This window comes from Paenibacillus sp. FSL P4-0113, assembly GCF_038009305.1.
In the GTDB taxonomy this organism is placed as follows: Bacteria; Bacillota; Bacilli; order Paenibacillales; family Paenibacillaceae; genus Paenibacillus; species Paenibacillus polymyxa_D.
Window position 1 is genome coordinate 2,650,920 of record NZ_JBBPAZ010000001.1, and the last position, 25,301, is coordinate 2,676,220.

The window sequence follows — 25,301 nt, forward strand, 5'->3', positions numbered from 1 at the left end:
AAGTTTTATCCCATAAATTATATCTATTCATGAAATGAATTGTCAAAATAAAGCGACGTTTTTTGGGGGGGAAATTGGCGCAATAAAGACCTCTACGGGGGCGTCCTACTCTTTTAGATTAAGTCATTAAATATACACTGCCTTTATTATTTATCACATTAAATGATTTTGTCTCTATATAAAAGCCTCCTAAATCATTTCAATGATCAGGAGGCTTTTGAAAATAATTTTTCTTACTATTAAGATGGCTGCTCCAACGCACTTGGAGCTTCACTAAACAGCTTCGCCTTTGGATTCGGGTGTGTCCAGGTATTATAATATTGCGAGTTCTTGCCGTAGGAATTGTCAATGACAACGTGCGGCATATCAAGCAGGCAGGCCAGAATGTGACCGTGTAGCCGTGAAGTGCGAACCTCGCGATAAGAACTGAACAGCGTAACCGCCTTGTTCATGAGATGGTCGGTGTACTTGTACCAGAATGTACGGGTAGGCAACGGGCCGCCGATTTTCTTATTCAGTCGGTAAAACTTTTGGAAATAGACGATCCCCTTCACTTCCAGCGGAGTGAATAAAGTATCCCAGTCCAGACGGTGTGAGGCATCAGCCTCGTCATCGAATTTTTTTTGGCCCCCCACCGTTTCAATATCCGTACGCAGGAAGTACAGTACGTCCTTCACGGTTTCCGTAGTCGGCTTCAATGGCCAGAGCTGGTGAGCCATATCAGGACATAGTGTGATACTGCACTGGTTCAGCTTGTCCTTAGCCCACTGATAAGAGCGAGTATCCCGCACAAACATATGTAGATCCGGGTGAGCATTAAACAGGGCAGCGACCTCATTAGCCTTCTGTTCAGATTGAAAGTGGATCGTTTGCGGCATAATCACAATTCGGTGGTTAGGGAAATCGCGAACGATGCGTTCCCGCAAATTTTGGTGATTTGAATAGAGATCGCCGAAGTTGCCGCCGCCGTGGCACACGATAATCCAGTCACCCGGAATTTGAAGCTGATCGGGAATATCCATGGCGCTATAACGAGCACGGACACGGATGCCATTATCCTTGAAGAACGCCTCGGTGCCTTTCATGATGAGTACATCCCCACCGTTATTATAGACGGGATAGTCGACATAAATGATATTCGAACCTTGGGGGACTACGTCGAGAATGACGCTCAGCTTATTTTTCAGTTTAGCCATGGGATGCAAATTCGGCATCTTTCAGTTCTCCCTTCCTGCGCTTCTTTTGTATAGTTTGAATGACAAATGTAATATCACTTTTATCAAAAATGATCCGTGATAGCGGAACATTGAAAAACATGGGGAACGAGAACAGTGAGAACGCCAACCGAACACAAGCGCCTACAAGCAAAGCAATCGCAATGCCATCCAGACCGAAGATCGGTGTACAAATAAAAAACAGACCGACGGTGATCGCATAGGCTACAATTTGCCGGAACAATACCAGTCCCGGACGCCCCAGCGCGTTAAAGGCCGAAGCCAGAATCCATGAGCCGCCACCAATGATACATTCCAGTGACAGCAGGTAGAACGTTAGCGATGCTTCCAGAAAAGCGGGGCCGTACAGCAAACCCAGCATGTATCGTCCAATGAAGAGAGCAGGCACAATGACGATTAGCATCGCAGCCATAGAGATGCGAAAAGCACGTCCTACCGTTTCGACAATCTTGCTGTGCTCCATTCCCGTAACCTTTGGAAAGGTAACGTTAGTGACGGCATTTTGCACTACATTGAACACACGAGACAAGGCGTAGACGACAGAGTACAGGCCGAACGCTTTGGGTGATAGCAGTGCCACAATAACGATTTTGTCCGTTTGTGTGGACAGCGTCCCCATCAACTCCATCCCGTAAACCCTCGCTCCATAGCTATAATAAGGACGAAGCACTTGGCGGCTGGTAAATGGGCGGAAAGTACGCAAATTCATATACTTGCGCAAACGGAGGAACGCCCACACTAGTGCAAGGAAACTCGCGGCAAAATTCACTGCTCCAGCCAGTTGCACATTGAGCAAGCCCATCAGCCACAGTGTCACCAGACCGATGAAATTCAGTAGTGGGTAGTAAAACAACAGGCCGTTATATACGCTAAATCGATCCAGCCCTTGCGACAATGCTGTCGTCAGCGCTGTAAGCACTGCCAGCGGTATGGCTGCCGCACAATAAAGCTGGGACAGTTGGATGATGTCCGCACCATAACCATTCAGCCACAGCGGCATGCATATCCAGGCCACCGCTCCTGCCAACAAGCTGGCAGGCAACTGAATCCAGAGCGACAACGCCAGCAATTCTTCCGTCGTGCCTGTTTTCTTCTTGATGTTATAAATTAACGACGTTGGTAACCCGAAGCTCAACACACTGCCGATCAGCGTAGGCCAGAACAGAACTGCCGCCAGTTCTCCTTTCCCCTCTACTCCGAGCATACGTGCGGTCAGGATGGAAGTCAGGGTCGTGACGATTAGCACAAAAAAATTGTTAAAGCTCGTGCGCATGATCGTTTTGGCGAGACTGTCACCCGTGAATACTTTCCTTGCTGCTGTCCATGTGCTCATGTTACGTCCAACTCCTGTTCCTTATTAAGCCTCTCGTCTCTATGCTCGCATCGCGTCTTTTGACGCACCTCCATCAGCCTACCGTTTTTTTGGAATTGCGTTCAGGCAACTGCCCCCCGCCAACAAGCTCCTTTGGACTTGAAAAGATTGCTTTCAACGCTCTTCTATAGCCTTGAATGGCAGTATGATTTTTCTTGGGCTTTTCTCTCAAAATCTGATACAACGTCGTCCAGTATAGCGCTGCATAACCAATCGGCCCAGATCCCTCATCACGCAGTAAATGAATATGATTCATCACACGCATATAAGTAACCTGCTCCATATTGTCGCGTGAGGACGGCGATTCGTGATGAAGCAGCGTAAGCGCCGGGTTAATGTATAACGGACCGCTTTTCATTGCGATGCGCGAAAGTAACAGATCCTCGCCTACGCTATAGCTTTGCAACCAAGGTACCGGCTCCAGACTGCGAATCGCCTCACGGCGAAATGACATATTGCAGCCATGAAAAAACTGGGTTCTAAACGTCTTCTTGGCCTTATGCCAGTTATACATCGAGCCGGACTGACCGCTGAGGGACAACCTCCCTTTGGACAAAGACTGCTGGAATGACAGCAAGCATCGAATCGTTCCCATGAAGCTGTTACTCATTCCCTGTGCAATACCGCCGACACCAGCAGCCTGCGGGTAAGCTTCATAGGTACGCATCAACTCATTTAAATAGTTGCTCGGCAACTCAACATCATCGTCAAGGAACAAAATAATGTCACCCTGCGCAAGTTCAGCTGTCTTTACACGAGATAACCATAATCCCGGCTGCTCCTTACGATGATATCGGTAGGTAATTCCTGCTCTGCCCAACTGACGCTCATAGCGTTCCAGCACATGCTTCGGCAGTTCTCCGTCATCAATAATCCATAGCTCGGTTTCACATGCCTCCGGTGCTCCCCCAATGGCAATTGAATTGATGCATCGGGTCAGATCGTCAACCCGATTTCGGGTGCACAGAGCAATGGACAAGCTTAACATCATACTCCCCCTTTATCCTGTCAATGTGTAAAAAAACAGATTACTGAACCGCCGGGCCTAAATATTCGTTATATTTTTGCTTGCGCGGGTTCAGAATGAACAACACCCCCTGCTTGTATCCATCTGCGGCATTAAAATTGCGACGCAGCGTTTCTTTGAGCATCAAGTAGGATAAGGTCCATAAAAGGGCTCCATACTGAATCACTCCAGCCTTTTTCAAGGCAAGAAAATAATAGTGGTTAATCGCTGTAGCCTTGGCTACTTTGCCCGCCTTATCGCGCGAGCTTGGAGATTCATGATGAATAATGGTTAAGTCAGGATTGATAACCAATTTGCCGTAACGGCTCGCCAACTGGCACATGTACAAATCATCAGCCACAGCATAACTGGTCATCCACGGATACGGCTTCATATCCCGAAGCGCATCCCTACGAAAGGACATATTGCAGCCATGAAAGAATTCTGTATCGAAAACCTCAGTTGCTTCGCCCCAACGCAGCAAAGAACCTGCCAGACTACTAGGCGAGAGCTTGCCGAGGGATGAAGACATCTGAAATGTCAAAACGCCCAGCAGCTTTCCTGCCCGGCTCGAATGTAATCCCTTTGCAATCCCTCCAACACCCACAATCGTTTTATCCTGATCATAGGTATCGAGCAAGCGCCGGATATAGAGTTTATCGTCCAGTTCTGCATCATCGTCAAAATACAGCACAATATCATACCGCACAAGGGACAAGGCCTCATAGCGAGATAACCAAACGCCGGGACGACTTTTTTTATAATATTTCAAAACGCTTTGAGGCAATCCGGATACCATGTGACGGTACTGCTCGATCTGTTGGTCGGAAATATCGCCGTCATCAACAATCAGCAGTTCTACAGCCGTATGCTCCAATTGCTGCTGTACTGCAATAGATTGTATACAGCGTGTCAGGTCTTCGATCCGGTTGCGGGTACAAATGATGATGGAGACATCGGACATGCCATTACCTCCTGTGTGTGTATCCAGATGCTTTGGAAGAGATATTCAAAGTTTTTCCAATTGCTGGATTATATATGTTTATTGTATCTTTGACAGCGTTTTAGTGTATATACCTCTTTTGTATACTTTTTCAGTCTCCAAAAGGGTAGACAATCCTCTAAAAAGAGTAAAAAAATAGGATTGGCTTCTAATGCCAATCCTCAGGCTGTCGAGAAAGTCTCGACAGCCTATTTTATGTTAATTTTGTTTAAGACGACACCGCGTTAATGTTGTATAATATAGGTAACTATTGTAGAACGGATGGTGTTGATATGCTACGCTCCAACCGCGAAAAACAACAATCCTACGAATTTGTTTCCATCGAAGATCTGGTTCCTCAAGATCACTTGCTCCGCAAAGTAGATAAGTATATCGATTTTTCGTTTATCGATGATAAAGTTCGACCACTGTATTGTGCAGACAACGGGCGTCCTGCCATTGATCCTACCGTATTGTTTAAAATGATCTTTCTCGGTTATTTCTATGGCATTCGCTCAGAACGGCAACTTGAGCGAGAAATTCAGACGAACCTAGCTTATCGTTGGTTTCTGGGGTTGGGCTTAACGGATAAAGTTCCGGACCATACGACGATTAGCTGGAATCGTCGCACTCGCTTTAAAGACACCACGATCTTTCAAGATATCTTCGATGAAATTGTGCTGCAGGCGATCTCTCATCGAATGGTGGGTGGGCGTGTTCTCGTCACCGATTCCACACACGTCAAAGCCAATGCTAACAGGCACCAGTACACCAAAGAACAAGTGTTGCAGAATACTAAAGACTATATGGACGAGCTGAACGAAGCGGTGAAGGATGACCGGAGAAACCACGGAAAAAAGCCTTAAAATCCCGAGAGGAGGTGAACGAAGAAAAAGAAATTAAAGTGAGCAAAACAGACCCGGACAGCGGCTATATGATCCGTGATGGCAAGCCCGAAGGCTTCTTCTATCTGGACCACCGCACGGTGGATATGAAGTACAATCTGATTACGGACGTGCATGTGACACCAGGGAATGTACATGATTCTGTCCCCTATTTGTCCCGTTTGGATCGCCAAAGAGAACGTTTTGGTTTTCAAGTAGAAGCTGTTGCACTAGATTCAGGTTATTTAACAACGCCGATTTGCCGAGGTTTGCAGAACCGAAAGATTTTTGCCGTGATTGCTCACCGAAGATTCCATCCCAGACAAGGACTGTTTCCGAAATGGAAGTTTGAATACGATGCCAAACGCAATGCGTATAGATGCCCAGCCCAACAGGAACTGCCCTACCGAACGACGGACCGTAAGGGATACCGGCAGTATGCCTCTGACCCAGCTCAGTGCCAGCATTGCCCACTGCTAAGTCAGTGTACCCAGTCTCGAAACCACCGCAAAGTGGTGACTCGGCATGTCTGGGAAGACAGCAAAGAATGGGTACGGAGCAACCGGCTGAGCCCATCTGGTAAAAAGCTGTACCGCAAACGAAAAGAGACGATTGAGCGAAGCTTCGCGGATGCCAAAGAGCTCCATGGGTTTCGCTATTGTCGTTTGCGCGGTCTTCCAAACGTCAGGGAACAAGCCCTTATGACGGCAGCCGTGCAGAACATGAAGAAGATGGCGATCCACCTAGATCGCCTGGAGAAACAGGGGTAACCCCCCCTGCTTCTCCAGAGACCAAAGCATTATGATGTAAAAAAGAAACCCACGTCTCAAAATGACGGGGTTTCTCGACAATCTGAGGATTGGCTTCTAATGCCAATCCTGATTTACCCTTGGAAGTCCAGAAACAACGTCGCATTCACATACCGACGTGCCATGGACAAAAAATAACTATTTTGCACCGCTACTGCTGCCACCAGCAAAGTATTACGCACTGCTTCACACTGGTTAGGGGTCAAATGCTGTAAACGACTGGTGTATTGATCAGCCGCCTGAACCAGCAACTCCTCTGTCGCACCTTCCTGACGCTGCTGTACTGTAACGGAATCTCCGTTATCCTTTACATAGCCTGCACCAGCAACATCGAGCAGTTGGTCTCCGTTCGCATCCAGCTCCTCAAACAAAGTTGAATATGCGGCGTACAAATCAACCGGCTGGATCAGATCGTCCGTATCATCTTCGGGCTGTTGGAACAGGATATGAAATAGCTGACGAATGGATTCAAAATCAAGACATGATTTTAAATCTTCTACAATGAGCAATATAGCTGCCTGGTTGACCGAGTATTTTTTGCCGATCTTCGGAGCGCCGAGAAATTCCTTGAAGTCGCGTTTGACCCAATTTTGCATAGATGCTAGTGACACATGGCTGTACTCGACTAGTTGCCCCAGGGAAACAATCTCTTGCAGCGAAAAGGCTGCGCTGTGCTTTCCCTTGATGATTTTATCTAGCACAGGTGTCACATCGGTGTATAAAAATGTCGGCATCGCGCTCCCGGAGCGGGCGAGATGGCCATGAGTGCGCCTCCAGGCGTCCTGCAGAACGGCCAAAGGCTGCAATTCGCGGCGACCTTCCATGGCCAGCAGCAAATGGGCCATATCACGACGAGTAAGGGTAAAAGACTCCATCTGCTTTCCTCCCTTTATTACATTTCAAGTTCATTTGAACTCATCATACGCCCTCAAACTAGGCTTGTAAAGTGAAGCAATGAGACGTGCGGGTTCTATTATGCCTTATTTTCTGTGTAAATTGGAGGTAGGCGACCTGCTACGATTCCATATGAACCTTGTATATTTTCTTTTAAGTTCTTAAAATAAGTTCAAGTGAACTTAAAATGGAGTTCCTTAAAAAAATTGAACGAAAAAGGGATGAGTGAAAATTATATGGGTATAGGTGTCAGTCTATTTTTGTTTGCGGTGTTGATTTTATTTAGTGCTTTCTTCGTGGCTACCGAGTTTGCGATTATTAAAATCCGTTCCAGCCGGGTCGATCAGCTGGTTGTGGAGAACCGTAAAAACGCACTGGCGCTACAAAAGGTCGTCAATAATCTGGACGGCTACCTGTCCGCCTGTCAGCTTGGTATTACGATTACAGCGTTGGGACTCGGCTGGCTCGGTGAACCGACCGTAGTCAAATTGCTGGAGCCTCTCTTTCAACAGCTCAACATCAATGGGGATTTTTCACATATCCTGGCCTTTATTATTTCATTCGTCATTGTAACTTACCTGCACGTGGTGATCGGCGAACTGGCTCCCAAAACATTGGCGATCCGCAAAGCGGAAGCTGTCAGTTTGTTAACCTCTCCAGTCATCGTGTGGTTTAACCGGATTATGTATCCGTTTATTTGGCTCCTTAACGGCTCGGCCAATCGTCTGGTTCGTCTGTTTGGTCTTCAACCGGCTAGTGAGCATGAAGAAGCGCACTCTCAGGAAGAAATTCAGATCATTTTGTCCGAAAGCGTGGAAAGTGGTAAGATCAATAACACCGAATATGGCTACGTAAATCGTATCTTTGCTTTTGACGAGACCGTTGCCAAAGAAATTATGGTGCCACGTACAGATATGGTATGCTTGTTTACGAATCGCTCGCTAAAAGAAAACATGCTGACTATTCACGAAGAGCAGTATACCCGTTTTCCGGTGGCGACAGATAGCAAGGATCAGATCATTGGTATGATTAATACCAAACAGCTATTCCTTGAGTATGATCGCAATCCCGAGCTTGTTTTCGACAGCCTGATTCAACCGATCTTGACCGTTCCGGAAGTTATCCCCGTCAACACACTGCTGAAACGTATGCAGAAGGAGCAGGTTCATATCGCTCTCCTGGTCGATGAATACGGTGGAACCTCCGGTCTTATTACCATCGAGGACATTTTGGAGGAGATTGTTGGCGAAATTCGGGACGAATTTGATAAGGATGAACGGAAGGAAATCGAGAAACTGACGGAGAACAGTTATTTGATGGATGGTAAAGTGATGCTTTCCGATCTGAGTGATCTGACTGGCTTGACATTGGACGATGAAGACGTGGATACTGTCGGAGGGTGGGTGTATAGCCGGGTTCCGGAACCTAGACAGGGCAAGGAATTCATAGAAGAAGATGTGAAATTTATCATTCGTGAAATGGGTAAAAATCGTATTCGTCGGGTGGAGATTATTTTACACTACACATCCCCCGCATCTGAATTGGAAGCAGAATCGGACACTTCTTCCCGGGAATGAACCGTGTGACCTGAGCGTTATCTTTGCACTTGACACTTGTGTTCACTCCTACTGAAATGACATATCTCCAGGGCAAACGGCTTAGGTCGTTTGCCCTGCACGCGTGTAAGGAGGAGCTAGTAAAGTGGATATTTTATCTTCTATTATTATGGGAATTATTGAAGGGCTGACAGAGTTTTTGCCGGTCTCTTCGACGGGTCACATGATCCTCACGGCTGATCTTCTAGGATTAAACACAGAGAATGATACGGTCAAAACGTTTGAGGTTATCGTGCAATTAGGTGCTGTGCTGGCAGTCGTCGTATTATACTGGCGCAGATTCCTGAGCCTGTTTGATTTCAGACGCAAAATCTCGAGTCAGCCACGTCTAAACCTGTTACATATTATTTTAGCCATGATCCCAGCTGGGCTAATTGGCGTACTGTTCCGTGATGTAATTAAGCAATACCTGTTTGGTCCTGAAACGGTTCTCTATAGTTTAGTCATCGGAGGCCTGTTGATGATTGCGGCCGAGAAATTTCATCCGCCCATTAGATCACATACGTTGGATGAGATCACGTACAAACAGGCTTTTACCATCGGTCTGTTCCAAGTCCTAGCTCTATGGCCAGGCTTCTCCCGTTCAGGCTCAACCATGTCTGGGGGCCTATTCGCACGTGTAAGTCATACGGCAGCCGCGGAATTTACATTCCTCGTATCGGTTCCGGTCATGCTGGGTGCATCGGGTATTGATATGATTAAAAGTATGGATCATCTGTCTATGAGTGATTTTCCGGTGTTCGCAGCAGGCTTTATTACTTCCTTTATCGTCGGGATGCTGGCGATCAAAACATTCCTCGGTCTGCTCAAACGCTTGAGTCTGACTACGTTCGCCATTTACCGCTTCGTGCTGGCGGCTGTGTTCTTTTTCATTATTTTATAAGCCATTGTTTGGTACCGATAACCACTAACTAAAAAGGGATATCCATAGGATCTGAATGATCAGCCTTGGATATCCCTTTTACTATTTTGCAGAAAGGATAGATCGTACTGAACGATCCCTATCATGCGTTCTGATTATTGTTTGGATTCCAGCGTAGTCAAATATTCCGAGATTTGAGCTGGCGTTTTAGCGTATTTGCTGTGCAAATGAGCAATTTTTTCGCCATTTCGGAACACGAGCAGACTCGGAATGCCGCGCACTTGATTTTCGTCGGCAATCGGCTGGAATTTCTCCGCATCAAGCGCAAAGAAACGCTTATCCGCGTTTTCTTCTATAATGCCGTCCATAAATTTATCCAGTGTCTTGCAATCCGGACACCAGGTTGTATCAAATTTCACGACGGTCAGACCGTCACCGTTAATTAAATCCTGATATTGCTGCTGAGATTCGATGCGTTCCATTCGTTAGTCCCTCCTAGGTTGTATTTACAAAACATCTCCATATTCACATATGGAATTATATAAACGGAAGCTTATTCTTATATTGTAATGGTTCTTTTATAAATTGCAACTGGGACGGGTACATGTTTGACACTTGTCCCATCATTGCCGGGATCAGCGGTATTGCGCATCATAACGATTGGCTCGGCTAATTTGCTGTAGCGCCTGCCGCTCTTGTTGAGTTAGCAGTGCAATATCTGCAGCAGAAATATTATGCTCCAATTGTCCCAAAGAGCTTGCACCCGGGATCACAGCAGCGACAGTCGGATGTGAAAGGCTATAACGGATAGCTGTCTGCCCCATACTACGGTCCGCCCCTGCAAAAGCCTTTAATTGCTTACGCACGTCCAGCAGCTCTGCTTCTTCGTAGTCTAGGTATCCCTTCGCTGCCTTTTCTTCCCCCTTATCAGCCAATACACCGCTCGCTACGGGTCCACGTGCAATCACGCTGATTCCCCGCTCCTGAAGCAAAGACAGTACCTCTTCCTCTGCACGTCGGTCCAGTAAACTATACTGATTCATAACACTAACGATATTCGAGCGTTTGACATATTCACGGATGACGTGCGGGCGAATGGAGGAAATACCATAATAACGGATGACGCCCTCCCGCTGTAGCTGCTCAAAAGCCTCAATGGTTTCGTCTATCGGATCGTTAATTGTCCCTCCATGCAGCTGATACAGGTCGATATAGTCCGTTCCCAGGCGGCTCAGGCTCTCTTTAACAGCAGACAGAATATATTTCTTGGATGGGTCCCATCCCCAGCCCTCCTGCCCCGGTAGACGCCGATTGCCGACCTTGGTCGCCAGGATGACATCCTGTCGCCGTCCACGGATCGCTGCACCCACAATTTCTTCATTGCGTCCGTGCTGGTACAAATCGGCCGTATCCAACAGGTTTACGCCTTTATCCAACGCTTCATGAATCAAGTAAACAGCTTGCTGCTCCTCCGTACCGACCGACATACATCCCAGGCCAATCTCACCTACCAGCAAATCTGATGATCCTAGGCGGTTTCTTTTCATTTATGCTCCCCTCACTTCCAATAACGTATAACTTTAAATTTTCAATATTTCTCTATTATACGAAAAAAACAACCCCAAAGACATAGAGACTCCACGCTCTCCAATCCTTAGAGGTTGTTGTATGAGATTTGTATTCCATTCATGCTATCCGAACAGCCATTGAACGGCCTTAGGAAATTGACGCTGAAAACAATCCACACGATGTACCGCATCCTGATCCAGCTCAAGAAGCACATCTTTTGCATCCAGTCCCTGTGTCCGCAGCAACTCGTATGCCTGGAGGGTGAGCGGAACCATATCTTTTTGTACATTCGTCTTTCCTTCACCTTCACGGGTCCCGACAGATATATAAAAGCGTTGTGTCCCATCCCTCACAGTTGCACATGATGCAGATTGCATATAATCAATCATACCCGGATACCAATACGAGCCTGAGATAGAACCGACGCGTTTGAATACGTCCTTATACTGGAAGACGGCATACATGGAAATTAATCCGCCCAATGAGGCGCCGATAATGCCCGTATGCTCCGTTCCAGTATGCACTGGATATTTTGCCTCGACGTATGGCATTACTTTTGTAACCACAAACGCCAGATAGGCATCTCCACCACCACCAAAAGCAGGTCTTCCTTCTACTAAAGCAGCTGCCTTCCAAGGCGTATAATCATCCAGCCGATTTACGGGCTTAATACCTACCAGCACCACACGGGGCAGCTCCCCCGTAGAAAAACCTCTTTCCAGCTCATCTAATCCGCTTAGAAATAAAGAGCTACCATCCTGCACATACAGCACCGGATACAGCTCATTATGATTCACGGAGACGGGAGGTGTATAGACGTGCACAAGATACCCATCTAATGAAATTTCATCTACATGACCTTTCATCCTACACAGTCCCCCATGATGTAAATGTATGCATTACAATGCAGCATCCATTTCCTTGATCATTTCAGATACGGATTCCAGACCATTACCTGACAGGTACCAGTAGTTAGGATCAAGGTATATAATATGACCGTTTTTAAATGCATTGGTTTTCTTCACCAGTTCATTCTCCATGGTTTGTTTACCTGTAACCTGCTCCTTGCCTTCTTCGACCACCACTGCTCCACGGTCAACGACAAAAATATAATCCGGATTTTTTTGCTGTACATATTCAAAAGAAACTTTTTGTCCATGCGTGGATACTTTAATGCCAGGATCTACAGGGGTTACGCCAAAAGCATCATGAATGATACCGAAACGGGATTGTGAGCCATATGCGCTCAGGCTTCCTTCATTTGTCAGCACGATCAGTCCTTTAGCTTTGCTCGCTACAGCCTTGTCATGTACGCCCTTGATGGAGCTATCAATCGCAGCCAGTTCCTGCTTGGCCGCATCCTCTTTGTCGAAGATTTGCCCCAGTGTTTCAACGTTTTTCTTAAAGGAATGGATATAATCCTTGGTGTCTACCGCCATCGAAATGGTCGGTGCAATTTTGCTCAACTCTTTATATGCATCAGCTTGTCTGCCGCCGATGATGATCAGTTCAGGAGACAGATCACTGATTTTCTCGTAATCCGGTTCAAACAGCGTGCCCGCACTTGCATATTTGGAATCTTTATATTTGCTCAAATACGTAGGAAGATCCTGCTGCGCCACTGCCGCAACGTCAACACCCAGCTTATCGAGCGTATCCAATGAACCAAAATCAAAGACAACGACATTTTTGGGGTTAACTTTGACTTGGACCGGGTTTTCATCCAGTGCGTGTTTGACCGAGATGGTTTTGGATTCCGTTGTTGCAGCAGAGGAGCCGTTTCCAGTCGTCTCTTGTGTTGCCGGAGCTGCTTTGCCACAGGCTGACGCGATCAGTACCAATGCAAGCATCAGCGTTAAAAACATCATATTTTTCTTCATTTAACATTCCCCCTAAGTGAAATAAACGCAAATTTTATGGTCACCAATCTGTTGAATCGGAATATCCATATCGTACAAGTCCTTTAATACCTGACTATCAATCATCTCGTCTGCCGTTCCTTGTTTTAGCAACCTGCCATCCTTCATCCCCACAATATAGTCTGAATAGCAGGATGCAAAATTAATGTCGTGCAGCACGACTAGAATCGTTTTGCCGAGATCATCAACTAAACCACGCAACGTCTTCATAATCTGAACCGAATGCTTCATATCCAGATTGTTCAGTGGCTCATCCAGCAGGATGTATTCTGTGTCCTGAGCCAAAATCATGGCAATAAAAGCCCGTTGTCGCTGTCCCCCACTAAGCAAATCAATATGCTTATCTTTCATATCCTCCAGTCCCATGTAAGCCATAGACTGCTCCACCATTTTGCGATCCTCGCTGTTCAATCTGCCCTTGGAATACGGAAAACGACCGAAACTGACTAGTTCCTTCACGGTTAAGCGAATATTGACATCATTCGTCTGTTTTAAAATCGATATCTTCCGGGCTAGCTCCTCACTTTTCGTCAGGCTCACGGCCTGCCCGTCAATGAGGATTTCTCCCTCATCACTGTCAGTCAGGCGACTGATCATCGACAACAAGGTGCTTTTTCCAGCGCCGTTAGGTCCAATAAAGGAGGTAATCGTTCCTTTAGGTACAGTGACGGATACCTGATCCACCACATTTTTATTCCCGTAGCGTTTGGATACGTTTTTGACTTCTACCATGACTTATTCTCCCGCAGCAAAAGGTACAGGAAGTACACCCCCCCGATAAAGTTAATAATGACGCTGACTGTTGTCGATAAGTCGAATACTCTTTCTGCCAGCAGTTGGCATCCTGCCAACGCAATAACACTGACACAGATAGAGGCCGGAATAATATAACGATGCTGATAGGTTTTCATCACCTGATAAGCCACATTGGCCACAATTAATCCGAGAAACGTAATCGGCCCGACAAGCGCTGTAGAAATGGAAATGAGAATCGCTACGATAATTAGCAGCCTTTTGATAATAAAACCATAAGGGAGACCTAAATTAATCGCATGCTCTCGTCCGAGCGACAGCACGTCCAGATACTTAATGAATCTCCACGCATAAGCAAATACGAGCACAAGCACGAATACAGAAAGCCATAACAGTTCGGTGTTTACATTACTAAAGCTGGCAAAGCTCTTGTCCTGGATTTTCGCAAATTCGTTTGGATCAATCAGTACCTCCATAAAGGTAGACAGACTGTTGAATAGTGTGCCGAACACCAGACCAATCAGCAAAAGTACATAAATCCCACGTCCATCTTTGCGGAAAATTAATTTGTATAGCAGTCCTGCGAACAGCACCATCAGCCCCACCGACAGCAAGAAGTTTAATTCTTTGCTGGTCGAAATCAACGGGACGGAGCCAAATGCAAAAATAATCGTCGTCTGAATCAGCATGTACAGTGAATCCAGGCCGATAATACCCGGAGTCAAAATCTTATTATTCGTAACCGTCTGGAAAATAACGGTTGCAAAAGCAATGGAGCCACCTGTCAGAATGAAAGCTGCGATCTTTTTCAATCGTCGTGGCAGCGCGTAATGCCAGGTATGCGGAAGATCTATAAACACGAAAGCAGCAATCAACACAAGCGCGGCAGCGGCTAATATGCCGATTTTTAATTTAGGATTCATAGGCCCTTCTCCTCAGCAGCAAATACAAGAACAACGCGCTCCCGATCACACCCACCGTAAGCCCTACAGAAATTTCATACGGATAAATGATCACCCGTCCCAAAATATCGCAAAACAGCACAAAAACGGCGCCCAAGATCGCGGTATGGGCCAGGTTTTTTTTCAGATTATCCCCCATATACATACTGACGAGATTAGGTACAACCAGCCCCAAAAAGGGAATTGTCCCCACCGTTAAGATGACAACAGAGGAAACCAAAGCCACGATCACTAACCCGACATTGACGGTGCGCTTGTAATGTACACCCAAGTTGGCCGCAAAATCCTCACCCATGCCTGCAATTGTAAAACGATTCGCATATATGTACGCCAGCGCAACCAAAGGAACACTAAGATATAGCATCTCGTAGCGACCACTCATAATGAGAGAAAAATCTCCCTGCATCCACGAAGAAATGCCCTGAATCAGGTTATATTTGTAGGCAAAAAAAGTCGTTACCGAATTTAAAATGCCCCCAAACATCAGACCGACCAGCGGGATAAACACCGGGTCCTTGAAACGGATTTTATCCAGTATCTTCATAAAAATCAGTGTTCCCCCTAGAGCAAATCCGAAAGCCGTCAGCATCTTCGTCCAGAATTCCGCCGCTCCAAACACCATAATAGCCATCAGCACACCCAATCGTGCCGCATCCATCGTTCCTGCGGTGGTGGGCGATACGAATCGGTTCCGGGTAAGCTGCTGCATAATGAGCCCGCAGATACTCATACTCGCCCCTGCGATAATGATACTGATCAAACGTGGGAATCTGCTAATCAGGAGTACCTGCGCCTGATCGTTGGTTAAGTGGAACACATCAAGTGGAGTTACATCATGAACACCAATAAAAACCGAGGCGAAGGCCAGTACTAGAAAAGCCAGTATTAAATAACGCAATTTCATCTCTAACTAAGGGAGCCTGTCCAATAACCTGCACCAAGCTTCGGCCCTGTCCTCCCCTCCAATAATGATAATGATTATCAAAATCAACTAGCATAAATTATATCAGTGATATTGTATCTGTCAAATTTTTTTGCAATGAATAAACCATATCAAGAAAGGTGTTAGCAAAACCTGAATAGTCTAAAGAGCGAATGAGCAAATAAGAGCAATATCCTGTAAAATAGAGGTGGAAGATTTTGGGCCCTCTTTTCCATTTTTACTGTAAGCAGTTCTTGGAATTCGGGTTTCATTAATTTGATAGACCAAAAAAACAGGAGGAGAATGATGAATCACATATTAATCGTCGAGGATGATACCGCCTTGAGTAATGGTATTGTTCTTGCTCTCAAAGAACCTAACAACGTATTTACGCAAACATATGACATTACTGCTGCAAAAGAACAATTGAACATCACTGCTTTTGACCTAGTGATACTTGATGTAAACTTGCCGGATGGGAATGGACTCGACCTCTTAACCCATATACGTAAAACAAAAGCTTTACCAGTCATTGTTCTGACTGCGAATGATATGGAAACAGATATTGTCACTGGTCTTGAGCTGGGTGCTGATGACTACATCACCAAACCCTTCAGTCTGATGATACTGAGAGCAAGAGTTGGTGTTCAGCTTAAGAAATCCAAATACTCGCTTGCAGACTCCATTCAGCTAGGTGATTTTTCCTTCTCATTTGAGAGGATGGAATTTAATAAGAATGATATACCGATTGAACTAAGTAAAACGGAGCAAAAATTGTTGCGCATTCTAATCAACAATCGAGGAAATACCGTTTCGCGTGATCATTTAATAGACAGCATCTGGACTGACGGGGCTGAATATGTAGGTGAAAATGCCTTGTCGGTTACGATAAAAAGGCTACGTGACAAGCTCGAGGATCATCCTTCTTCCCCACAATATATTAAAACGGTTTATGGGCTGGGCTACACATGGGCGTTGAAATGACAACACTCCTATATATATGTATTGGAATTGCCGTTGTTGCTGTATGCACCGCTGTGGGTGCTATTATGCTGTATCGCAGGAGCATCCATAAAACAATGAAAACCATTGAGAACATGCTGGATGCCGCGATAAATGGCAGCTTCTCAGAGGATGTCTTTGATGAATCCGTTCTTTCTTCAATAGAAGCTAAATTCGTGAGATTTCTTTCCATTTGTTCCGTGTCCTCCAAAAATCTGCTTGCTGAAAAGAATAAAATAAATGAGCTGATTTCCGATATTTCACACCAAACGAAAACACCATTGGCCAACATCCTGCTTTATTCCCAACTACTTAGCGAATACGAACTATCACAGGATACCTCCACTTGTGTGAAAGCTCTATCAACACAGGCCGAAAAGCTTAATTTCCTAATCCAGGCATTGTTGAAAACATCGCGGCTTGAAACGGGGATTATCACGGTAGCGCCAAGGCAAGAATCTGTTCATAAGCTCCTTGATGCTGCACTGGAGCAAATAACGCCAAAAGCAGATGCCAAAGGGATTTCAGTTATTAGGGAGGACACCGTTATTCATGCTTATTTTGACCTAAAGTGGACCAGTGAAGCTGTCTATAACATTATGGATAACGCTATAAAATATACAGAGACAGGCGGAAGCATGGATATAAAAGTGATGGCATACGAATTGTTTTGTCGAATTGATATTACTGATAGCGGCATAGGCATTGCAGAAGAAGAACAAGGGAAGATCTTTACCCGCTTCTATCGCTCCCCTACTGTTAACTCGCAGGAGGGTGTCGGGATTGGACTGTTTTTAGCTAGAGAAATCATCGCTGCGGAGGGTGGGTACATCAAAGTACGGTCACACTACGGCCGTGGTTCTACCTTCTCTATTTTTCTTTCTATGGATACTTAATTCTTTCAATACCGTTAGATTTCAGAAAGATTGTAGAAAGATTAGTGTGTTAGTGTCTGTACTGTAGATGACTACGATACAGACATTTTTTTGTGGAGGAGAATGTATATGGGCCTATTGAAAACTCAGGCATTAAGGAAGCATTACGGGAACGGAGATACTGCTGTTCATGCCTTAGACGACGTGAATCTGGAGGTGGAAAGCGGAGAATTTGTCGCTATTATCGGTACGTCCGGGAGCGGAAAATCTACCCTTCTCCATATGCTGGGTGGACTTGATCGTCCGACAAGTGGAAACGTTACGATTGACGGCAAGGATATTTCTACACTAAAAGACGAAGAATTGACTATTTTTCGCAGACGAAAGATTGGCTTTGTTTTTCAAAATTACAACCTGGTGCCTGTCTTGAATGTCTACGAAAATATTGTGCTTCCTATTGAACTGGACGGTAAAGAACCAGACAAAGCCCACGTAGATAAAATTGTACATACCTTGGGCCTTGACCATAAAATGAATGATCTGCCAAACAATCTTTCCGGTGGACAACAGCAACGTGTAGCTATTGCCAGAGCACTGGCAGCCAAGCCCGCCATTATCTTGGCAGATGAACCCACCGGAAATCTGGACAGTAAAACCAGTTTGGATGTAATGGGATTGATTAAGGTATCCAGCCAGCAGTTCGCCCAAACGATGGTAATGATTACCCACAACGAAGAAATCGCGCAGATGGCAGATCGGATCATCCGCATTGAGGACGGTAAAATAGTAGGTGGTGCGACCCGATGATCAAAGTAAAAAACAGTAAGGCGGTTCGTAATTTATCAGATAAAAGTTTTAAAGCGAATAAAATCCGCAATATTATTGCGATTATCGCTATTGCCTTAACCACTTTGTTATTTACATCTCTATTTACTATGGGGCTTGGCACGATGGATAGCTTCCAACAGGCAACGATGCGACAGGCTGGTGGGGCAGGGCAGGGTTATCTCAAATATATCAACGATGAGGAATTTAATCACATCAAAGACCACACTCTTATTAAAGAGATAGCGTATAGCCGCCTGTTAAGTGAAAAGGTGACGAACGAGCAATTTTTAAAGCGCCATGCGGAGTTCTGGTATCATGACGATGTAGGGCTGAAGCTAGGATTGATTGAGCTAGAAAAAGGCCACAAGCCAGTGGCGGAAAATGAGGTTATCGCGGACTCGAAGACCCTACAGTTACTGGGTACTCCCCTGAAAGAGGGCGCCACATTGTCCTTGAAGCTTGAGGTTCACGGCAAAATGGTACAGCGTGAATTTATCCTCTCCGGCTGGTGGAAGAGTGACCCCGCCGCCATGATAGACAGAGGTCAAATTTATGCTTCTAAAGCTTATGTGGATGCACATGCCGAAGAATTACGCTACACATATAAGCAGGATCATGATATGACCGGAACCATCAATGCAACTATCATGTTCGGTAACAGCTCGAATATGCGGGAAAATCTTAATAAAGTGATTACAGAAAGCGGTTATTCCCTTGACAAAAATGCACCGAACTACATTGCAAGTTCTGTGAACTGGGCGTATCTTTCCAACACTTTCAGTTCGAACCCTGAAGCCGTCTTCCCCCTAGCCACTGGTCTGTTACTGATCATGCTTACTGGCTACTTGATCATCTATAATATTTTCCAAATCTCGGTGATGCGTGATATTCGTTTCTACGGTCTTCTAAAAACCATTGGCACAACCAGCAGGCAAATCAGCAGAATTATCCGCAGACAGGCATTATTTCTTTCCTTGATCGGGGTTCCTATCGGCTTGCTCGCAGGTTTTTTAGTCGGCAGATCGCTTATCCCTCTGCTGCTTATGAACACTTCTATGCACGCAAATGCTGAGGTAACTACATCCCCCAGCCCATGGATTTTTATCGGCTCCGCTTTGTTTGCAGTCATGACAGTTATGATCAGTGCATATAAGCCTAGTAGAATTGCGGCGACTGTGTCTCCGATCGAGGCAGTAAGATACGTAGACGGAACTACCAAAAAGGATAAGAAAAAACTAAAAAAATCTACTAACGGTGCTAAAATGCCGCTGATGGCTCGAACCAACTTAGGCCGCAATAAGAAGCGGACTATTTTGGTGCTGCTTAGCCTTTCTCTAGGTCTAGTGCTACTGAATACTACTTTTACATTATCCCAAAGTCTGGATATGAATAAGTATGTGTCTAAAAGTCATGACACTGACTTTCTGATTGCACATGCTGATTATTTTCAAGAACATTTCACGGGCCCTGACAATGCAACGACAGAAAGCTATATTCAGGCCGTCCAGGCACAACCCGGTTTTGAAGAAGGTGGACGATTGTACAGTGGCGGCAATTTATTCACTGTCGAGTATAAAGAGAACAAAGAGGGGAAGAAGCTGTACGGGGAAATCGTCACTCCTGACGCTCGCGGCAACTTATCTGCACCAATGTATGGGCTTGAAGATCTCCCCCTTCACCGACTACAATTAATTGATGGTGAGCTTGATTATGGCAAGCTAGCTTCAGGAAAGTATATTTTGGAAGGAATCAGGTTAGACAATTACGATCATCCTGAAATGGAACTATCCGTATACAAAGTAGGTGAAAAGGTTACTCTTCATAACTATATGGACACAGCAAATGCCCAGGAGTATACTAGCCATGAATTCACAGTGCTTGGTCATGTTGGCGTAAAATCATCCAATTCTGGTGTAGCCGTTGCTAGTTATACTGACTTCTATCTCCCGGCGGATATCTACAAAACGCTTGTGAAGAAGCCTGTGGTGATGAGTTATGCCTTTAATGTATCCGATAGTAAAGAAAAAACGATGGAGAGCTTCTTAAAGAACTATACCGAAATAAAGGAGCCCACGATGCATTATAAATCCAAATTCACCTCAATTGCCGAGCTTTCAGGTATGCAAAAAACAATTTTGATGATCGGCGGTGCGCTCAGTATTATTATTGGGGTGATTGGCATTATTAATTTTGCAAACGCGCTTCTAACTAGTATTCTGACCCGCCATCAAGAATTTGCTATACTACAAAGTATCGGCATGACCAACAAACAATTAAAAACAATGCTTGTTTATGAGGGGATGTACTATGTGCTCGGCACCAGCATATGCTCCATCTTATTAGGAAGCCTATTTTCCGTCCTGATTGCGAGACCCTTGAGTAGTCAAATATGGTTTATGAGTTATAAATTTATTATCTGGCCGCTGATCCTCGTGCTGCCTGTTCTGCTCGCTCTTGGGATATGTCTTCCTCTCGCTATTTATTCTCTGAGCGACAGGAAAACTATCGTAGAACGACTGCGAACAGAAGAATAAATCCCCCTGTAAAGAAAATGACCTGGTCAAAACTTCTGGCTGGGTCATTATCGTATGCTTTAAAACCATCTATCGCTGGCTATATATAGACCTTTTGGTGAAAGGCCTACTTACCGTCCTGCGACACAAAGGCAAGCCCATCTCCCAGCGTCCAAAAGAGGTACGGTCTCGGGAAACGTTCGGTCATTAGGAACTGGACACCGTCGTTTCAGTCCGTGGAGAAAGTAAGGCTGTGTGGCCACATTTGTGGAACGCAAAACCCGCTTGTACACCACCATTCAGATGCCGGATCGCACGGCGTTATCCATGGAGATTGCGTTTGGTATAGCTGCTTCCCCGTACCCTACTGCTGCATTCCAAACGGTAACCGCTGACCGCGGTAAAGAGTTTGCCTGCTATTCAAATTTGGAAGCCACTCATGATGTACAAATCTATTTCGCTGATCCGTATCCCTCCTGGCAACGGGACTCTAATGAAAACGCGAATGGCATTGCTACATCCTCCTTTACTCACAACTGCTTAGCGAATATGATTTGCTGGAGGATACTCCTCTTGTATAAAAGCTCTATCCACACAAGCCGAAAAACTTCATTTCCTTATACATGCATTGCTAAAGGGATCAAATACACAGAAACTGCCGGACACATGAACATTAAAGTGATGCGTACGATTTTTTGCCGAATTGATATTACCGATAATGGCATAGGCATTGTGGAAGAGGAATATGGTAAAATCTTCACGCGCTACTATCGCTCCCATACCGCTAATTCGTAGGAGGGTGTTGGCATTGGACTATTTTTAGCAAGAAAAAGAGCTCATGGTAGAAGGTGGTTACATCAAGATATGTTCACGCCGGGGTAGCTCACCTTTTCCATTTTTCTTTCCATAGGCAGGTTATTCTTTCAACATTGTTAGATTTCAGAAAGATTGTTGAAAGATTATTATGATACGGTCTGTATAGTATAGCAAGGAGATACAGACTATTTCTTGGAGGGAAACAAAATGACTTTATTAAAAACTCAGGCATTAAAGAAAAATTACGGTGATGGGGATACCGCTGTTCATGCCTTAGACGGCGTGAATCTAGAGGTGGAAAGCGGAGAATTTGTCGCTATTGTCGGTACGTCCGGGAGCGGCAAATCCACCCTTCTCCATATGCTGGGTGGACTTGATCGCCCAACCAGTGGAAACGTTACGATTGATGGTAAGGATATTTCTTCACTGAAAGACGAAGAATTGACTATTTTTCGCAGACGAAAGATTGGCTTCGTGTTTCAAAATTACAACCTGGTACCTGTCTTGAATGTCTACGAAAATATTGTGCTTCCTATTGAACTGGACGGTAAAGAACCCGACAAAACCCACGTAGATAAAATTGTACATACCTTGGGCCTTGACCATAAAATGAATAATCTGCCAAACAATCTTTCCGGTGGACAACAGCAACGTGTAGCCATTGCCAGAGCACTGGCAGCCAAGCCCGCCATTATCTTGGCAGATGAACCCACCGGAAATCTGGACAGTAAAACCAGTCTGGATGTGATGGGATTGATCAAAGTATCCAGCCAGCAGTTCCGCCAAACGATAGTGATGATCACCCACAACGAGGAAATTGCGCAAATGGCGGATCGTATCATCCGTATTGAGGACGGTAAAATTGTCGGCGGTGATACAAAATGATCAAGGTAAAGAACAAAAAAGTAATCCGTAATTTATCAGAGAAGAGCTTCAAAGTAAATAAAGCCCGTAACCTCTTTGCTATTGTTGCCATAGCACTAACCTCATTGCTATTTACAACACTGTTCACTATGGGGATTGGCGCTATAGAAAACTTACAACGGGCAACTATGCGACAGGTCGGTGGAGATGGACATGCCGTACTCAAATATATAACGGATGATGAATTTAATCATGTCAAGGATCATCCATTGATCAAGGAAATCGCTTATAACCGTATATTAAGCGACGGAGTTAAAAACGACAACTTCCTAAAACGCCGTACAGAGTTCTGGTATTACGATGATGTAGGGATGAAGCTCGGTTTTATTGAGCTTAAAGAGGGGCACAAGCCTGTCGCAGAAAATGAAGTGATTGCAGACTCCAAGACGTTGCAGCTATTGGATGTTCCACTGAAGATTGGAGCACCTTTGAGAATAAAGCTTAACATACGAGGTAAAGAAGTACAGCGTGATTTTGTCCTCTCTGGCTGGTGGAAAAGTGATCCTGTAGTTAAGGTAGGGCAAATATTCGCTTCTAAAGCCTATGTCGATGCTCATGCCAAGGAATTACAAAGCACCTATAAAAAGGATCACTTCTATACAGGAGTCATTTGTGCATATATGATGTTCGACAATAGTTTTGATTTGCGAGGAAAGCTCAATAAAGTGATTACCGAAAGTGGATATTCGCTTGACGAAGATGCACCGAACTATATCGCGAGTAATGTAAATTGGGCATACATCTCAACCAATTTTAGTCTAGATACAGAGACCATCATAGCGTTGACTTCTGCCCTGTTACTGATCATATTTACTGGTTATTTGATCATCTATAATATATTCCAAATATCGGTAATGCGAGATATCCGTTTTTATGGTCTTTTAAAGACGATCGGTACAAGCAGTAAACAAATTCGCAGGATCATCCGCAGACAAGCGCTGATTCTATCAGTTCTAGGAATCCCGATTGGATTGATTGCAGGTTTTTTTATTGGTAAATCGCTCGTGCCTTTTATTATAAATATGAGTAATTTTAACGGTACCGTGATATCGGTATCTCCCAACCCATGGATTTTTATCGGATCTGCTTTGTTCGCGCTCATTACCGTAATGATCAGCACTTTCAAGCCAGGCAGAGTTGCATCATCCGTATCACCGATAGAAGCAGTCAGATACACAAGTGGGGCAAACAAGAACAATGGTAAGCTGAAAAAATCAACCGGAGGTGCAAAAATCCACCTCATGGCTCGTTCCAACCTGGGGCGTAATAAAAAACGCACTATTTTAGTGGTGATTAGTCTTTCTTTAAGCTTGGTGCTTCTAAATACAGTTTTCACGCTGTCTCAGAGTTTTGATATGGATAAATTTTTATCCAAATTTAATGATACCGATTTTCTCATTGCCCATGCTGGATATTTCCAGGTCCCGAGCAGTTTTAGTGGGCATGAAAATGAAACCACTGAAAGTTTTATTAAGGCTGTACAGGCACAACCAGGCTTTGAAGAAGGCGGTCGATTGTACGGTAGTCCAACGGTTCTCACTGCTGAGAATACAAAAGGAATCACGGATGAAACCCAGAACACTGATGCTCGCGGCAACTTCCTTATAGAAGTGTATGGTCTTGAAGAGCTACCGCTACATCGGCTGCAATTGATTGATGGTGAGCTTGATTTTAAGAAACTAGCTTCCGGTAAGTATATCCTAGAAGGCGTCGAACTGGATGACAACGATAAGCCCTACATGAAATCCACTCATCATAAAGTAGGAGAAAACGTTACTTTGCATAGTTATGTGAGTACATCAGATGCTCCACCGGATAGAGAGTATATAACGCAAAAGTTTACAGTACTTGGCCATGTGGGTATCAAATATTCCAATTCGGATCGCTTTCAGAGTTATAGCTTCTACCTCCCGGCGAATATATACAAATCACTTGTAAAGCAGCCTGCGGTAATGAGCTATGCCTTTAATGTATCTTCAATTCAGGAAGCATCCATGCAGAGTTTTTTGAAGCGATACACTGAAACAATTGAACCAATGATGAGCTATGAATCTAAAATTACATCCAGAGATGCTTTATCAGGTATGCAAACTACTGTTATAATGATCGGCGGCCTGCTCAGCTTGATTATTGGCCTGATTGGTATCCTGAACTTTATTAATGCGATTTTAACCAGCATACTGACCCGACGCAAAGAATTTGCTATGCTGCAGAGCATAGGCATGACCAAACGGCAGCTGCGAGGAATGCTAATTTATGAAGGGTTATATTATGTTGGGGCTACTAGCCTAACCTCTATTCTATTGGCAGTCTTATTTTCTCTTTTGATTGTGAAACCGTTTTGCAGCTTGCTATGGCTTTTAAGCTATCACTTTATAATTTGGCCACTTCTAGTCTCATTGCCTTTACTGTTATTGCTTGGGATACTTATTCCAGCAGCAGTCTATTCTATGAACAACAAACAAAGTATTGTAGAGCGACTTCGAGGATCAGAGTAGATACACCTAACAATAAGAAAGCAAAATACCCATGCGCGTCAAAAAAGATGACTTCTGATC

The 25,301-nt window shown here is 44.8% G+C and carries 21 protein-coding genes and 1 pseudogene; 10 read left to right on the forward strand and 12 right to left on the reverse strand.

Annotated features, from left to right (window positions below; translation table 11 throughout):
• Nucleotides 1-239: 239 nt before the first annotated feature.
• From MKX46_RS11325 to MKX46_RS11340, 4 genes are all read right to left on the reverse strand, one after another.
• On the reverse strand, nucleotides 240-1,214 hold the full coding sequence (locus MKX46_RS11325; protein ID WP_069011653.1) for a polysaccharide pyruvyl transferase family protein: 975 nt from the start codon (nucleotides 1,212-1,214) through the stop codon (nucleotides 240-242).
• Entirely contained in the window at nucleotides 1,189-2,568 is a 1,380-nt protein-coding gene (locus MKX46_RS11330) for a lipopolysaccharide biosynthesis protein (RefSeq protein ID WP_029519252.1), read from the reverse strand. The genes MKX46_RS11325 and MKX46_RS11330 overlap by 26 nt, the downstream gene beginning before the upstream one ends.
• 73 nt (nucleotides 2,569-2,641) lie before the next feature.
• Nucleotides 2,642-3,595 (reverse strand): glycosyltransferase family 2 protein, encoded by a 954-nt coding sequence (locus MKX46_RS11335; protein WP_029519253.1) that lies wholly within the window; start codon nucleotides 3,593-3,595, stop codon nucleotides 2,642-2,644.
• Nucleotides 3,596-3,635: 40 nt separating this feature from the next.
• A complete protein-coding gene (locus tag MKX46_RS11340) occupies nucleotides 3,636-4,577 on the reverse strand; it encodes a glycosyltransferase family 2 protein (RefSeq protein WP_029519255.1) in 942 nt (313 codons plus the stop codon).
• Nucleotides 4,578-4,888: 311 nt separating this feature from the next.
• Here MKX46_RS11340 and MKX46_RS11345 point away from each other — a divergent pair.
• A protein-coding gene (locus MKX46_RS11345; protein ID WP_241113430.1) for an IS1182 family transposase occupies nucleotides 4,889-6,249 on the forward strand; the annotation gives its coding sequence in 2 pieces (ribosomal slippage) (nucleotides 4,889-5,456 and nucleotides 5,456-6,249; 1,362 coding nt in all).
• Between the two features lie 113 nt (nucleotides 6,250-6,362).
• Here the strand turns inward: MKX46_RS11345 and MKX46_RS11350 are convergent.
• Entirely contained in the window at nucleotides 6,363-7,163 is an 801-nt protein-coding gene (locus MKX46_RS11350; protein WP_029519256.1) for a DUF1836 domain-containing protein, read from the reverse strand.
• 225 nt (nucleotides 7,164-7,388) lie between these two features.
• Here MKX46_RS11350 and MKX46_RS11355 point away from each other — a divergent pair, with 225 nt between their 5' ends.
• On the forward strand, nucleotides 7,389-8,759 hold the full coding sequence (locus MKX46_RS11355) for a hemolysin family protein (RefSeq protein ID WP_029519258.1): 1,371 nt from the start codon (nucleotides 7,389-7,391) through the stop codon (nucleotides 8,757-8,759).
• A 124-nt stretch (nucleotides 8,760-8,883) separates the two neighbouring features.
• The gene (gene bacA, locus MKX46_RS11360) at nucleotides 8,884-9,681 is read left to right on the forward strand and encodes an undecaprenyl-diphosphate phosphatase (RefSeq protein ID WP_029519259.1); all 798 of its coding nucleotides are present in this window, start codon (nucleotides 8,884-8,886) and stop codon (nucleotides 9,679-9,681) included.
• A gap of 134 nt (nucleotides 9,682-9,815) precedes the next feature.
• Here the strand turns inward: bacA and MKX46_RS11365 are convergent, their stop codons facing one another.
• From MKX46_RS11365 to MKX46_RS11395, 7 genes are all read right to left on the reverse strand, one after another.
• The gene (locus MKX46_RS11365) at nucleotides 9,816-10,142 is read right to left on the reverse strand and encodes a thioredoxin family protein (RefSeq protein WP_025721930.1); all 327 of its coding nucleotides are present in this window, start codon (nucleotides 10,140-10,142) and stop codon (nucleotides 9,816-9,818) included.
• Nucleotides 10,143-10,295: 153 nt separating this feature from the next.
• On the reverse strand, nucleotides 10,296-11,207 hold the full coding sequence (locus MKX46_RS11370; RefSeq protein WP_029519260.1) for an aldo/keto reductase: 912 nt from the start codon (nucleotides 11,205-11,207) through the stop codon (nucleotides 10,296-10,298).
• A gap of 144 nt (nucleotides 11,208-11,351) precedes the next feature.
• Nucleotides 11,352-12,095 carry an alpha/beta hydrolase gene (locus tag MKX46_RS11375; protein WP_341071245.1) on the reverse strand — a complete coding sequence of 248 codons (744 nt, stop codon included), beginning with the start codon at nucleotides 12,093-12,095 and terminating at the stop codon, nucleotides 11,352-11,354.
• 33 nt (nucleotides 12,096-12,128) lie between these two features.
• The gene (locus tag MKX46_RS11380; RefSeq protein ID WP_340956880.1) at nucleotides 12,129-13,109 is read right to left on the reverse strand and encodes a siderophore ABC transporter substrate-binding protein; all 981 of its coding nucleotides are present in this window, start codon (nucleotides 13,107-13,109) and stop codon (nucleotides 12,129-12,131) included.
• Nucleotides 13,110-13,121: 12 nt separating this feature from the next.
• Nucleotides 13,122-13,880, reverse strand: a complete 759-nt coding sequence (locus tag MKX46_RS11385; protein WP_039273792.1) for an iron ABC transporter ATP-binding protein — start codon at nucleotides 13,878-13,880, stop codon at nucleotides 13,122-13,124.
• Entirely contained in the window at nucleotides 13,874-14,824 is a 951-nt protein-coding gene (locus MKX46_RS11390) for an iron chelate uptake ABC transporter family permease subunit (RefSeq protein ID WP_209949892.1), read from the reverse strand. The genes MKX46_RS11385 and MKX46_RS11390 overlap by 7 nt, the downstream gene beginning before the upstream one ends.
• Complete coding sequence (locus tag MKX46_RS11395) at nucleotides 14,814-15,767, reverse strand: ABC transporter permease (protein ID WP_341071246.1); 954 nt, start codon at nucleotides 15,765-15,767, stop codon at nucleotides 14,814-14,816. Before MKX46_RS11395 ends, MKX46_RS11390 begins: the two co-directional genes overlap by 11 nt.
• A 324-nt stretch (nucleotides 15,768-16,091) precedes the next feature.
• Between MKX46_RS11395 and MKX46_RS11400 the strand changes: the two genes are divergently transcribed.
• From MKX46_RS11400 to MKX46_RS11430, 7 genes and pseudogenes are all read left to right on the forward strand, one after another.
• Nucleotides 16,092-16,769 (forward strand): response regulator transcription factor, encoded by a 678-nt coding sequence (locus MKX46_RS11400; protein WP_340933969.1) that lies wholly within the window; start codon nucleotides 16,092-16,094, stop codon nucleotides 16,767-16,769.
• Complete coding sequence (locus MKX46_RS11405; RefSeq protein WP_029519273.1) at nucleotides 16,766-17,683, forward strand: sensor histidine kinase; 918 nt, start codon at nucleotides 16,766-16,768, stop codon at nucleotides 17,681-17,683. The genes MKX46_RS11400 and MKX46_RS11405 overlap by 4 nt, the downstream gene beginning before the upstream one ends.
• Nucleotides 17,684-17,791: 108 nt before the next feature.
• Nucleotides 17,792-18,469, forward strand: a complete 678-nt coding sequence (locus MKX46_RS11410; protein WP_165149486.1) for an ABC transporter ATP-binding protein — start codon at nucleotides 17,792-17,794, stop codon at nucleotides 18,467-18,469.
• Nucleotides 18,466-21,024 (forward strand): ABC transporter permease, encoded by a 2,559-nt coding sequence (locus MKX46_RS11415; protein ID WP_165149488.1) that lies wholly within the window; start codon nucleotides 18,466-18,468, stop codon nucleotides 21,022-21,024. Before MKX46_RS11410 ends, MKX46_RS11415 begins: the two co-directional genes overlap by 4 nt.
• Before the next feature lie 52 nt (nucleotides 21,025-21,076).
• Nucleotides 21,077-21,531, forward strand: a pseudogene (locus MKX46_RS11420) (IS30 family transposase); the annotation flags it as partial.
• Between the two features lie 495 nt (nucleotides 21,532-22,026).
• Nucleotides 22,027-22,704 carry an ABC transporter ATP-binding protein gene (locus MKX46_RS11425; protein ID WP_165149490.1) on the forward strand — a complete coding sequence of 226 codons (678 nt, stop codon included), beginning with the start codon at nucleotides 22,027-22,029 and terminating at the stop codon, nucleotides 22,702-22,704.
• Nucleotides 22,701-25,241, forward strand: coding sequence for an ABC transporter permease (locus tag MKX46_RS11430; protein ID WP_029519283.1), 2,541 nt, complete (start codon nucleotides 22,701-22,703; stop codon nucleotides 25,239-25,241). The genes MKX46_RS11425 and MKX46_RS11430 overlap by 4 nt, the downstream gene beginning before the upstream one ends.
• Nucleotides 25,242-25,301 lie beyond the last annotated feature (60 nt).